Annotated in this window: 14 protein-coding genes; 13 read left to right on the top strand and 1 reads right to left on the bottom strand. The window is 67.0% G+C overall.

Annotated elements, in window-relative coordinates; all coding sequences use genetic code 11:
• Positions 1-69: 69 nt before the first annotated feature.
• Positions 70-1,380 carry a chromosomal replication initiator protein DnaA gene (dnaA, locus tag VKN16_12375; protein ID HME95003.1) on the bottom strand — a complete coding sequence of 437 codons (1,311 nt, stop codon included), beginning with the start codon at positions 1,378-1,380 and terminating at the stop codon, positions 70-72.
• A gap of 340 nt (positions 1,381-1,720) precedes the next feature.
• On the opposite strand from dnaA, the gene rpmH reads away from it, so the two are divergent.
• The 13 genes from rpmH to atpD all read left to right on the top strand — a co-directional run.
• The gene (gene rpmH, locus VKN16_12370; GenBank protein HME95002.1) at positions 1,721-1,855 is read left to right on the top strand and encodes a 50S ribosomal protein L34; all 135 of its coding nucleotides are present in this window, start codon (positions 1,721-1,723) and stop codon (positions 1,853-1,855) included.
• Between the two features lie 9 nt (positions 1,856-1,864).
• On the top strand, positions 1,865-2,239 hold the full coding sequence (gene rnpA, locus VKN16_12365; GenBank protein ID HME95001.1) for a ribonuclease P protein component: 375 nt from the start codon (positions 1,865-1,867) through the stop codon (positions 2,237-2,239).
• A complete protein-coding gene (gene yidD / locus VKN16_12360; GenBank protein ID HME95000.1) occupies positions 2,236-2,469 on the top strand; it encodes a membrane protein insertion efficiency factor YidD in 234 nt (77 codons plus the stop codon). The genes rnpA and yidD overlap by 4 nt, the downstream gene beginning before the upstream one ends.
• Positions 2,466-4,163, top strand: coding sequence for a membrane protein insertase YidC (gene yidC, locus VKN16_12355; protein HME94999.1), 1,698 nt, complete (start codon positions 2,466-2,468; stop codon positions 4,161-4,163). Before yidD ends, yidC begins: the two co-directional genes overlap by 4 nt.
• A gap of 17 nt (positions 4,164-4,180) precedes the next feature.
• Entirely contained in the window at positions 4,181-4,822 is a 642-nt protein-coding gene (gene rsmG / locus VKN16_12350; GenBank protein HME94998.1) for a 16S rRNA (guanine(527)-N(7))-methyltransferase RsmG, read from the top strand.
• Between the two features lie 343 nt (positions 4,823-5,165).
• Positions 5,166-5,927, top strand: a complete 762-nt coding sequence (locus VKN16_12345; protein ID HME94997.1) for an AAA family ATPase — start codon at positions 5,166-5,168, stop codon at positions 5,925-5,927.
• Positions 5,928-6,000: 73 nt separating this feature from the next.
• Positions 6,001-6,786 carry a ParB/RepB/Spo0J family partition protein gene (locus VKN16_12340; GenBank protein HME94996.1) on the top strand — a complete coding sequence of 262 codons (786 nt, stop codon included), beginning with the start codon at positions 6,001-6,003 and terminating at the stop codon, positions 6,784-6,786.
• A gap of 8 nt (positions 6,787-6,794) precedes the next feature.
• Positions 6,795-7,889 carry a tRNA 2-thiouridine(34) synthase MnmA gene (gene mnmA, locus VKN16_12335; protein ID HME94995.1) on the top strand — a complete coding sequence of 365 codons (1,095 nt, stop codon included), beginning with the start codon at positions 6,795-6,797 and terminating at the stop codon, positions 7,887-7,889.
• 76 nt (positions 7,890-7,965) lie between these two features.
• Complete coding sequence (gene atpF, locus VKN16_12330) at positions 7,966-8,532, top strand: F0F1 ATP synthase subunit B (protein HME94994.1); 567 nt, start codon at positions 7,966-7,968, stop codon at positions 8,530-8,532.
• A gap of 3 nt (positions 8,533-8,535) precedes the next feature.
• Positions 8,536-9,081, top strand: a complete 546-nt coding sequence (atpH, locus tag VKN16_12325; protein ID HME94993.1) for an ATP synthase F1 subunit delta — start codon at positions 8,536-8,538, stop codon at positions 9,079-9,081.
• Between the two features lie 3 nt (positions 9,082-9,084).
• Positions 9,085-10,611: a F0F1 ATP synthase subunit alpha gene (atpA, locus tag VKN16_12320; GenBank protein HME94992.1), complete on the top strand. Its 1,527-nt coding sequence runs from the start codon at positions 9,085-9,087 to the stop codon at positions 10,609-10,611.
• Positions 10,612-10,622: 11 nt separating this feature from the next.
• Complete coding sequence (atpG, locus tag VKN16_12315; GenBank protein HME94991.1) at positions 10,623-11,501, top strand: ATP synthase F1 subunit gamma; 879 nt, start codon at positions 10,623-10,625, stop codon at positions 11,499-11,501.
• A 225-nt stretch (positions 11,502-11,726) separates the two neighbouring features.
• Positions 11,727-12,778 (top strand): F0F1 ATP synthase subunit beta (atpD, locus tag VKN16_12310; protein ID HME94990.1); only part of this gene is annotated, 1,052 nt, incomplete at its 3' end.

The raw sequence follows: 12,778 nt of genomic DNA, 5'->3' as shown, positions 1-12,778 counted from the left end.
CGTGAGGCGAAGGGTTACGACGGAGCCGGCGGTGGACAGCGCGGTGGACAGAGGCGCCGAGCCCGCCGATCACAGCGAGATGCTCTGGGTAAGTGTGTCGATGGTCTTCTTGAACTTTGGATCTTCTTGCAGCATGTTCTGGATCTTCTCGACCGCGTGCAGCACGGTGGTGTGATCCTTGCCTCCGAAGGTACGGCCGATCTCGGTCAGGGACGCGTGGGTCAGCTGGCGGGCCAGGTACATCGCGATCTGGCGCGGGAAGGCCACCGCTTTCGTACGGTTCTTCGCGCGCATGTCGCCGAGCTTGACCCCGAAGAACTCGGCCACCTTCCGCTGGATGTGCTCGATCGTGATGATCTTCTCTTCCTCGCCCCAGAGGTCGGACAGCACTTCCTGGGCGAGATCGACGCTCATCTCGCGGCCGCTCAGCGAGCAGAAGGCGATCATCCGGGTCAGCGAGCCCTCGATCTCGCGGATGTTGGCCTTGATCCGGCTGGCGATCAGGTAGGCGACGTCGTCAGGCAGGCGGACACGCTCGATCTCCGCCTTCTTCTTGAGAATGGCCACGCGGGTCTCGAAGTCGGGAGGCTGGATGTCTGCGATGAGGCCCCATTCGAATCGAGACCGGAGCCGCTCCTCGATCTCCGGGATCTCCTTGGGCGCCGAGTCGGAGGACACCACGATCTGCTTTCGGGCTTCGTAGAGATCGTTGAAGGTGTGGAAGAACTCTTCCTGGGTCCGCTCCTTGCCCGAGATGAACTGGATGTCGTCGATGAGGAGCAGATCGATCGTGCGGTACTTGGCGCGAAACTCGGCGGTCCGATCGTAGCGGATCGCATTGATGAGATCGTTCGTGAAGCGCTCGGTCGAGAGGTACAGCAGCCGCAGGGACGGATAGAGCCGGGCGATCTCGTGGCCGACCGCGTGCAGGAGATGCGTCTTGCCCAGGCCGACGCCGCCGTAGAGGAAGAGCGGGTTGTAGGCCTTGGACGGCAGCTCGGCCACCGCCTGGCAGGCGGCCTGCGCGAACTGATTGGAGTTGCCCACGACGAAGGAGCCGAAGGTGTAGCGCGGCGAGAGCCCGTTGGACAGCGGCACCGCCGGGGCTTCGCGCGGCGCCGCGGGCGCGCGCTCGGGCTCGCGATCGACCTCGAAGGAGACCACCGGGTTGCCGCCGAGGACGTCACGCGCCGCGGTCTGGATCGAGTCGGTGTAGTGCTGGACGAGCCAGTCGCGGCTGTACTTGTTGGGAGCGGCCACGCGGATGAGATCGCCCTCCATGGCGGTGACCCGACAGGGCCGCAGCCACGACTCGATGGCGGTCTCCGGGATCTTTCCTTCCAGCGTGACCAGGACGCGGGTCCACAAAGAGTCAAGCATTGTCGAGCCCTTGGTCGTCGGCGCCGCAAGAAGTTACACACAAACTTATCCACAGATGTGGATAACCGGGAGTGCTCCTGGGGGCCTGGGTCTCGGGAGCGCAACGACGGCCGACCAGGTAGCGACGTCTCATTCACTCTTCAGCGACTGACGAGCGCTGCGCGTTCTTGCACCGCGCCGGCCACCGGGCGCGCCGGTGTGATGCGGCACGCGCGATCTCTGACGCGGGAGGCGACCGTATCACAGCGTCGCAGACCGTCGCAAGGCCCTTGCGCTCCTTGACTTGCCGAGGAGCGCTCCGTAGACTGTGCAGGTTCTTTGACCGAGAGGGGAAATTTTCATGAAGAGGACGTTTCAACCCAATGTGCGGCGTCGGAAGAAGACGCACGGCTTTCGCTCGCGGATGAAGACGCAGGGCGGGCGCAACGTGCTCAAGCGGCGTCGGGCAAAGGGACGCAAGCGCCTGACGGTCTAGCCCGGCGCGGTGCTCACGCAGGCGGCGTTGCCGCTGCCGCGAGGCGAGCGCCTCCGGCGAGCGGCGGAGTTCCAGGCGGTCTTCCAGCACGGTAGTCGACACGAACGGCCGAGCTTCATCGCGCTCTGGCAGCGCGCGGCCGAGCGGCGAGTGGGATTCGCGGTGAGCCGGCAGATCCGTGGTGCGGTCGCCCGCAATCGAGCCCGACGCCGGCTTCGCGAAGCGTACCGGCAGATCCGTCCGCACATGCCCGTCGACGTCGCGGTCGTCCTCATCGCCCGCCCGGGCGCGGCGAGTCGTGCCTTTCCCGATCTGGTCGAGGACCTGCGCCGTCTGGCGGAGGCCCTGACGCTACCGGCGCGGCGCAGCCCGGCGCGCGCATGAGCGCAGGACGCCTGGCCGCTCAGGTCGTCCGCGGCTATCAGCTCACGATCCGTCCGCTCTTGCCCGCCGCGTGCCGGTTCGCACCGAGCTGCTCGGAGTACGCCCGCGCGGCGTTGCACACTCACGGGCTGATGCGGGGCGGCTGGCTCGCGCTGCGCCGACTGTCACGATGCCACCCCTGGAACGCGGGCGGCTACGATCCGCCGCCGATGAGAAGCTCGAGAGGATGATGGACAAGCGAACGACGCTGGCGCTGCTGCTCATGGCGGCGCTGCTGATGATCTATCCGGCGATCTTCATGCGCCAGGAGCCCGAGCGGGCCGCGCAGAAGACCGAGGCTCCGGCCCCGCACCCGAAGCAAGCCGAGACCGCAGCGCCGTCGACTCAAGCCGCCGCGGCGCCGCTGCCTCCCAAGGAAGCGCCGGCCGCGCCCGAGCGCACCGCGGTCGTGGAGACGCCGCTCTATCGCGCCGAGATCGGCAGTGCCGGAGGCCGAGTCCAGGGATGGCAGCTCCACTATCGCGGCGCCAAGCCCATGGCCGCCCCGGGGATCCTGGTGTCGCGAGGAATCGTCGTCAACCGACCCGGTCAGCCTGCGCGATCCATCGGGTTCAACCTTTCGACCGACAAGGTGACGCTGCCGGCTGGTGGCGGAACCGGCGAGCTGGTCCTCACCGGTGAAGACGGATTCGGACTTCGGATCACGGAAACCCTCCGTTTCCACGCCGACTCCTACGTGGTCGACCACCAGATCAAGGTCGAGAATCGCCACAACCAGGCCCAGAGTGCGGAGTTGGCGATGGCCTGGCAGGCGGCCGTGGAGCTGCCAAAGGACACGCCGGAGAAATTCCAGGGACAGCATCCCATCCGGGTCGTGCGCCTGGTTGATGGCTCGGTTCACCGGGAAGTGTTGACAAAAATTGGCGAATTCAATGGACCCGGCCAGTGGATCGGGCTCGAGAGCGAATGGTATCTCACCGCATTGATTCCCCGATCGGACGGGTTCCGGCTGGGCGAGTCGAAGGTGACTGAAACGCGGGCCGACTCACAGAAACCCCTTGAGTTTGGGCAGGTTGCACTGCGGACGAGCCTTCCGGCGCTAACTCCCGGTCAGAGCTGGGAGGGGATGGCTCAGAGCTATCTGGGTCCGAAGGAGTACGACCGGCTGAAGGCCGTGGGCGCTGGGCTAGAAAACTCCATATATTTCGGTGGGTTCCCCGTACCTAGAGAATACGGCGGCCTGCCGATGGAGTGGCTAGTTGTCCCGGTCCTCTGGCTCATGCATCGCTTCTACGCGTTCACCCACAACTACGGTATAGCCATCATTCTCCTGACCGTGATCACCAAGGTGATCTTCTTCCCGCTCACGATCAAGAGCATGACCTCGATGAAGGCGATGCAAACCCTCCAGCCGCAGGTCAACGCCCTGCGCTCGAAATACAAGAGCGATCCTCAGCGCCTCCAGCGCGAGACGATGGAGCTGTACCGGGTGCACAAGGTCAATCCCCTCGGTGGCTGCCTGCCGATGGTCGTGCAGATCCCGATCTTCTACGCCCTGTATGTCGCCCTCTCCGTTTCGGTCGAGATCCAGAACGCGCCGTTCATCTGTTTCGGGCGGTTGTTCGGAGTGGATCTCTGGATCTGCGATCTCGCGGCGCACGACCCGACCTACGTCCTGCCGATCCTGATGGGCATCTCGATGTTCGTCCAGCAGAAGATGACCCCAGTGATGGGAGACCCGCGTCAGGCCAAGATGATGCTGTTCATGCCGGTCGTGTTCACGTTCATGTTCCTCAATCTGCCCGCAGGGCTCGTGTTGTACTGGACCCTCTCGAACGTGCTGCAGATTGCGCAACAGAAGTACATGGAGCGGATGAGCGGGAAGAACGAGAAGGCGCCGGCGAGGGCGACAAAGAAGGCCTGACCGGGTAAGCTCACCGGGTGACCCGACGGCGGCCACCTGATCCCATCGAAGAGGTTCTCGCAGCCCTCCAGCTGGTTTTGGGCTCTCGACCCACTGACCGCCAGGAGCGACTGTTCCGGCAGTATCTGGAATTGTTCCTGCGCTGGAACCAGGTTCACCGCATGACGGCGCTCGCCTCTCCCGCGGCTATCGTCCGCGACCTGTTCATCGATTCGTTACTCTTCCTCAAGGCGCTGCCGCCGCGGCGGCCGCTGTCCGTCGTCGACATTGGCGCCGGCGCCGGGATTCCTGGCCTACCCATGAGGCTTGCCGACTCCAGACTCACCCTGTGCCTAGTGGAGTCGAAGCGCAAGCGGGTGTCGTTTCTCCGTACCGTCTGTCGGGAGCTGGACCTGACCGAGATTACAGTAGTGGAAGGTCGAGCTGACGAAGCGACGCGAGTCGACCCCGCTCTCCGCGCGGCTTTCGATGTCGCGGTCGCCCGGGCGGTAGCTCGGATCGAGCGTCTTGAACCCCTTGCGGCGCCCTATCTGAAACCGAGCGGTCTCCTCATCGTGTCCGCTGCTCCGGAGGCAACCGTTCCGAGCGGCGTCAGGGTCGCCAGAGTGTCTGCTCCGGGAGCCAGCGGTACGCGCGTCTTTCACGTCCTCGAGAAGTAGTGTTCCACGTGGAACGCACCTGGCGACTTTCTCGGAGCGGCGGCGGCATATTGTTCAGGACGCCGGTACTTGAGTCGCATGGCCCAGCCGCCCCTTGCCTAGAGAGCAGCGCGGAGTCTTCCACGTGGAACGCCGCTTGGCTGGCGGCGCTCGCAGGAATGGCTAACGGCGAGTGCCGGGCATCGGGTCAATCCCACCCGGGCAAGGCAGATTCCACATTTTTCATGCACTGGGAGCGTTCCACGTGGAACATTGCCGACCCACCGCGACAGATAATGGGTTCCCGAAGTCGCCCGTCTGATGTAGTGTTCCAGCTGGAGCGGACTTTCGTCTCAATTCTTCCATGGCTCGGGTGCTTGCGGTTGTCAATCAGAAGGGTGGGGTCGGCAAGACCACCACGGCCGTCAACTTGGCGGCCGGGCTTGCCCTTGCCGAGAGAAGAACCCTCCTGATCGACCTGGACCCGCAGGGCAATGCCACGACCGGACTGGGTATCAACAAGGCGGAGCTGGAGCGGACCGTTTACCACGTGGTCCTAGAGGGCGCTGCCATCGGAGACGTCGTCCGACCTTCCATGCTGCCGTTCCTTCACGTCGTTCCTTCGGACATCGATCTGGTCGGGGCCGAGATCGAGCTGGTCAGTCATGACCACCGGGAAGCTCGGCTCAAAGCGGCCATCGAGCCGGTAGCCCAGTCGTACGACTACGTGATCATCGATTGCCCTCCTTCACTGGGGCTGCTTACCTTGAACTCCCTGGCCGCTGCCGACTCGGCCTTGGTTCCCCTCCAGTGCGAGTACTACGCGATGGAGGGGCTCGCCCATATCATCAAGACGATCGGCCTGGTTCGCGAGCGCCTCAACCCGCACCTCAAGGTCGAGGGCATCGTGCTGACCATGTACGACGGCAGAACCAGCCTGGCCGCCCAGGTTCGAGCAGAGGCGCAACGGCATCTTGGCAACCAGGTGATGACGACTATAATCCCGCGAAATATAAGGCTTAGTGAGGCTCCGAGTCACGGTAAGCCGATCATGCTCTACGACCTGCGGTCGGTCGGTGCCACGGCATATCTCGATCTCGCCAGGGAGGTTATTTCGCATGGTTAACCGACAGCATGGACTGGGTCGCGGTCTGGGTGCCCTACTCTCCTCCCCTGGCCCGGCATCGGCCTCGGATGCCATGACACAGGTCACGGTCGAGCTGCCGATCGACTCCATCGCGCCGAACCCCCAGCAGCCAAGAAAAGACTTTGGTGACAAGGCTTTACATGATCTTTCGGCATCGCTGAGCCAGAGCGGCGTGCTCCAGCCGGTCGTGGTGCGGCGTCTGGGCGACGGCTACCAGCTGATCGTGGGCGAGCGACGCTGGCGGGCCGCAAAGCTCGCCGGGCTGACCACGATTCCCGCGGTCGTTCGCGAGGCGAGCGACGCTCAGAGCCTCGAGCTCGCCCTCGTCGAGAACCTCCTGCGTGAAGATCTGAATCCGATGGAAGAGGCGGAGGCCTACCAGCGCTTGCTCGCCGAGTTCTCGTGGACGCAGGAGGAGCTGGGCCAGCGAGTCTCGCGCGATCGCAGCAGCGTTGCCAACAGCCTGCGCCTGCTCAAGCTGCCCGAGCTCATCCAGGCCGACCTCCGCGCCGGTCGTCTCACGATGGGTCATGCGCGCGCGCTGCTCTCGCTCGACTCCCCTTCCGAGCAGCTGAAGCTCCGTGAGGAGATCCTCGCGCACTCGTGGTCGGTGCGCGCCACCGAGGAGGGCGTGCAGGCCAAGCGCACAGGGCTGGTGATGCGCCGGCCGGTGCGACGCTCGGCGGAGCTCGCGGCGGTGGAAGACGCGCTGCGCGTCGCGCTCGCGACGCGCGTGCGCGTGGTCGGCAACGAGCGCGCGGGCCGCATCGAGGTCGTCTACTCCTCGCGCGAGGAGCTGGATCGACTGGTCGAGCTGATCACGACTCCCGCGCGATAGACGCCGCCATGGCCGAGCGCATCGTCGTCGGCATGAGCGGCGGCGTGGATTCCTCCGTCGCCGCCGCGCTGCTCGTCGAGCAGGGCTTCGACGTGATCGGCATCACGCTCAGGGTGTGGCCGTGGCGCGAGCCCGAGGAGGCGACGCGGAAATTCGGCAGCTGCTGCTCGCCGGAGAGCGTGGGCGATGCGCGCGCGGTCGCGCGCCGCCTCGGCATTCCGTACTACCTGCTGAACTCGGAGCGCGAGTTCGAGCGTGCGGTGATCGAGCCGTTCGCGCGGGCGTATGCGGGCGGCCGCACGCCGGTGCCGTGCGTGGCGTGCAACCGCGAGGTGAAGTTCGGCTCGCTGCTGCAGCGCGCGCGCGCGTGGGACGCGGGCGCGGTCGCGACCGGCCACTACGCGCGGATCACCCGCGATGACGACTCGCAGCGCGTCCTGCTCTGGCGGGGGCGCGACGCGCGCAAGGATCAGTCGGACTTTCTCTGGCCGCTCACACAGCCGCAGCTCGAGGCCGCGCGATTCCCGGTGGGGCACCTCACCAAGGCCGCCGTCCGCGACCGCGCCCGGACCCTCGGCCTGGTCACCGCCGACAAGCCGGAGAGCCAGGAGATCTGCTTCATCCCGGACGACGACTATCGGGGCTTCCTGCGGCGTCGGATGCCCGACGCCTTCGGGCCGGGCCCGATCGTGGACGGGAAGGGGACCGTGCTCGGGCGCCACGCCGGACTGGTCAACTACACGGTGGGTCAGCGGCGGGGCCTCGGTCTGACCGCCGGCCGCCCCCTCTACGTCACGGCCCTCGATCCGTCTCGCAACGCGGTGGTCGTGGGCGAGGAAGACGAGCTGGAGGTCGACGTCATCCTGGCCGAGCAGCCGAATTTCATCTCGATTCCGGCCCTCCAGGGCCGGCTGGCCGTCGAGGCGAAGATCCGCCATACGCATGAGCCGGCCGCCGCCACCATCGAGCCGACGGAGGACGGGCTTGTCCGGGTGCGGTTCGAGCGAGCCCAGCGCGCGCCGGCCCCGGGTCAATCGGTGGTGTTCTACCGGGGCGATCTCGTCGTCGGCGGAGGGGTCATCGCACGGGCCGAAGTCTCTTGACAGGGGTAACGGCCGCGGCGATACTCGTGTTCCGTTTGTTCCTTCTTTCACAAAAGCGCTCAGCCGGAGAACTCATATGATTCGCGTACTCGCCATCGCTGCGCTCCTGCTCGGGGCCACGCCCGTGGCGGTCCTCGCCAGCGAGGGCGGTGGCGGTCTGATCAACCTGGACCGCTCGCTGATCATCCAGGCGATCAACTTCGCCCTGCTGCTCTTCATCCTCGCGAAGCTGCTCTACAAGCCGCTGCTCACGAAGATGGAGGAGCGGACGCTCGCCATCCGCAAATCGCTCGACGAGGCTCAGGCCGCCCGCGCGGAGGCGCAGCGCGAGCGCGAGGAGCACGCGGCCCGGCTGCAGGCCGCCTACGCCGAGGCCCAGGCCATCCGCGCCGCGGCGCTGAAGGACGCGGCGGAGGAGCAGCGCAAGCTGGTCGAGGCCGCACGCGGCGAGGCCGCGCGGCTGGTGGAGTCGGCGCGCGCCGAGCTGGCGTCGGACGTCCGCCGAGCCCGCCAGGACCTGCGGCAAGAAGTGAGCGAGCTCGCGATCACGGTGGCGGAGCGGCTCATCCGCAAGAGCCTGCACGACGAGGATCACCGCCGGATCGTCGCGGACGCGATCGCGCGCGTCGACAAGGCCAACTAGCCCGTGCGCGCGCGCGAGGCGACGGCCCGGCGCTACGCCAAGGCGGTCTACGAGCTGGCCCGCGACAGCGGCGACAGCGACGCGGTCGGACGTGAGCTCGCGCAGGTCGCGGCCATCGTCGGCGGCGAGGCGGCGGTGCACGACGTGCTGACGCGGCCCTGGATCAAGCCCGACGATCGGCGGGGCATCGCGGCGGCGATCGCCCAGAAGGCGGGCGCGCGCAAGCTGGTCCAGGATTTCGTGGGGCTGGTGGCCGAGCGTGGCCGCGCGGATCACTTGCCCGAGATCGTGTCCGCGTATCGGGCACTGGTGGATGCCGAGCACGGGCAGGCGCGGGCTCGGGTGCGGTCGGCGGTCGCGCTCACCGACCAGGAGAAGCAGGAGCTCTCGGCGCGGCTCGAGCGAGCGCTCGGCAAGCGCATCCTGCTGGAGGAGCGCGTGGACTCGACGCTGCTGGGCGGCTTCGTCGCGCAGGTCGGCAGCCTCATTCTCGACGGCAGTCTCGACGGCCAGCTCGCGCGCCTGCGCCAGCGGCTCGCAGGGGGATAGCCCATGATCAAGGCGGAAGAGATCACCGACATCATCAAGCGACAGCTCCAGGGCTACGAGGCCGAGGTCGACCTCAAGGAAGCCGGGCGCGTCATCGAGGTGGGCGACGGCATCGCCCGCATCTACGGTCTGGAGAAGGCGCTGGCCGGAGAGCTGCTCGAGTTCCCGGGCGGCGTGTACGGGCTCGTCCTGAACCTGGAAGCCGACAACGTCGGCGCGGTGCTCCTCGGCGACGACACCAAGATCAAGGAAGGCGACCCGGTGTCGCGCACCAAGCGCATCGCCCAGGTGCCGGTCGGCGAGGCGCTGGTGGGCCGCGTGGTCAACGCCCTGGGCCAGCCGGTCGACGGCAAGGGCCCGATCGACGCCAAGGAGTTCCGGGCGATCGAGCGCTATGCCCCCGGCGTGGTGGACCGGCGCTCGGTGAAGGAGCCGCTGCAGACCGGCATCAAGTCCATCGACGCGATGATCCCGATCGGGCGCGGTCAGCGTGAGCTGATCATCGGCGATCGCGGCACCGGCAAGACCGCGATCGCGGTCGACACGATCATCAACCAGAAGGGGCAGGGGGTCTTCTGCTTCTACGTGGCGATCGGCCAGAAGCGCTCCACCGTGGCCCAGGTCGTGAAGGTCCTCGAGGACACCGGCGCCATGGCCTTCACCACGGTGGTGGTGGCCTCGGCGTCCGAGTCGGCACCGCTGCAGTACATCGCCCCCTATGCGGGCTGCGCGATGGGCGAGTACTTCCGTGACTCGGGCCGCCACGCGCTCTGCATCTATGACGACCTGTCCAAGCACGCGACCGCGTACCGGCAGCTCTCGCTGCTGCTGCGGCGGCCACCGGGGCGCGAGGCGTATCCGGGTGACGTGTTCTATCTCCACTCGCGGCTGCTCGAGCGCGCGGCCAAGCTGAACGACGAGCTCGGGGGCGGCTCGCTCACCGCGCTGCCCATCATCGAGACCCAGCTCGGCGACGTGTCGGCCTACATTCCCACCAACGTCATCTCGATCACCGACGGGCAGATCTTTCTCGAGTCCGACCTGTTCTACGGCGGCATTCGGCCCGCGGTCAACGTGGGGATCTCGGTCTCGCGCGTGGGCGGATCGGCCCAGATCAAGGCCATGCGCCAGATCGCGGGCAAGCTGCGCCTCGACCTCGCCCAGTACCGCGAGCTCGCCGCGTTCGCCCAGTTCGGCTCCGACCTCGACCGTGCCACCCAGCTGCAGCTGGCGCGCGGTCAGCGCATGGTCGAGCTGCTCAAGCAGGGGCAGTACCAGCCGCTGGCGGTCGAGCGGCAGATCGCCATCATCTTCGCGGGTACCCAGGGATTGCTCGACGACATGCCGGTGGATCAGATCCGGCCCTTCGAGGAGTTCCTGTTCGGGTTCCTGGATCGCAAGCACGGACAGGTGCTGAGCGACGTCGCCAACAAGAAGGAGCTGACCGACGAGCTGCGCGCGACGCTGGCCGCCGCGATCGAAGCGGCCAAGGCCGAGTTCACGGCCGCGCGCGGCAGCAAGGCCGCCTAGGACGAATCGGGATGGCCACGCTCCGCGACATCCGGCGACGGATCCGCTCCGTCGAGTCGACCCAGAAGATCACCCGGGCCATGAAGCTGGTGGCCGCGGCCAAGCTTCGTCGCGCTCAGGATCGCATCCTGGCCGCGCGGCCGTACGCGGTGAAGATGGCCGAGCTGCTCTCGAGTCTGGTCCGCCGGGCCGAGGGCGAGGCGCATCCACTGCTGGTGCGCCGGCCGCCGACGCGGAAGCGGCTCGTGATCGTCACCGCGGACAAGGGGTTGTGCGGGGCGTTCAACTCCAACATCCTGCGCGCGTCGCTCGCGTTCCTCCGCGAGCAGGGCGACACGAGCGTCACCCTGGTGGTGGTGGGCAAGAAAGCGCGGGACTTCTATCGGCGGCGCCCGTACCAGATCAAGTCGGAGATGCTGGGCTTCTTCGACCGGCTCGCGTACTCGCACGCGCAGGAGCTGGCCGGCGGCCTCATGCAGGAGTACCTCGCCGGCGAGGTGGACGAGGTCCACCTCATGTACAACGAGTTCCGCTCGGTCGCGGTGCAGCGGGTGAAGCGCGAGCAGCTGCTGCCCATCGAGCCGGGGGAGGCGGGGGACGGGCCGGGCGAGGTCGTCGGCGACTACATCTACGAGCCGAGCCCGGAGGCGATCCTGGCCGCGCTCCTGCCGCGACACGTGACGACCCAGGTGTACCGAGCGCTCATGGAGTCGGTGGCGGGTGAGTACGGCGCGCGCATGACCGCGATGGAAGCGGCCACCAAGAACGCGAAAGAGATGATCGGCGTGCTCACGATCCAGTACAACAAGGCGCGCCAGGAGCGCATCACCAAGGAGCTCCTGGACATCGTCGGCGGCGCCGAAGCCCTGCGCCAAGCCGTCGAAGCCTAGGGCCGAACCGCCAGCGGACCGGATTCGAAACGCAGCAGCAAGCGCCGAGCAGCCCGCGAACGGAATTGGGGGAGCTGAAGAGCCGTAAGAACTAGACGGGTGTCCGCAATTGGGGGAGTGCGGGGGCCATGTCGAGGCCCCCGCAGCTGAAGGGCCGGAAGAACTGAACGGGTGTCTGCCAACGCGGCCCGCGGAACCGAAACCGTCAGCCTCGAGGAGCACAGGATGAACCAAGGCAAGATCGTGCAGGTCATCGGACCCGTCGTCGACGTGGAGTTCGAGCCCGGCAAGCTTCCCCCCATCTACAACGCGCTCGAGGTGCCGGGCGCGGGTAGCACCGACGTCTTCGCCTACTCCGCGAAGCTCGTGCTCGAGGTCGCGCAGCATCTCGGCGAGAGCCAGGTGCGCACGGTGGCGATGGCGGCCACCGACGGCCTCACGCGCGGCATGCCGGTCGACGACACGGGGCAGCCGATCTCGATTCCGGTGGGCAAGGAGACGCTGGGCCGCATCATCAACATCACCGGGGAGCCGGTCGACAAGATCGGTCCCATCAAGAGCACGAAGTTCTATCCGATCCATCGGCCCGCGCCGCCGTTCGACCAGCAGTCCACCAAGGTCGAGATGTTCGAGACCGGTATCAAGGTCGTCGATCTCCTCGAGCCCTACACCCGCGGCGGCAAGACCGGCCTCTTCGGCGGCGCCGGCGTGGGCAAGACCGTGCTCATCCAGGAGCTGATCAACAACATCGCCAAGCAGCACGGCGGCATCTCGGTGTTCGCCGGGGTGGGGGAGCGCACCCGCGAGGGCAACGACCTCTACCACGAGATGAAGGAGTCGGGCGTCATCGAGAAGACCGCGCTGATCTTCGGGCAGATGACCGAGCCGCCCGGCTCGCGCCTGCGGGTGGCGCTCACCGGCGTGACCGCGGCCGAGTACTTCCGCGACGAGGAAGGGCAGGACGTGCTGCTGTTCATCGACAACATCTTCCGCTTCACCCAGGCCGGCTCGGAGGTCTCCGCGCTGCTCGGCCGCATGCCGTCCGCGGTCGGCTACCAGCCGACGCTGGGCACCGAGATGGGCGCGCTGCAGGAGCGGATCACCTCCACCAAGCGCGGCTCGATCACGTCGGTGCAGGCGATCTACGTCCCTGCCGACGACCTCACGGACCCCGCGCCGGCGACCGCGTTCACGCACCTCGACGCACAGACCGTGCTCTCGCGTAACATCGCGGCTCAGGGGATCTATCCGGCGGTGGACCCGCTCGACTCGTCCTC

It is taken from the genome of Candidatus Methylomirabilota bacterium, assembly GCA_035315345.1.
Classification (GTDB): Bacteria; Methylomirabilota; Methylomirabilia; order Rokubacteriales; family CSP1-6; genus CAMLFJ01.
This window is presented reverse-complemented; position numbering and strand designations above follow the sequence as displayed.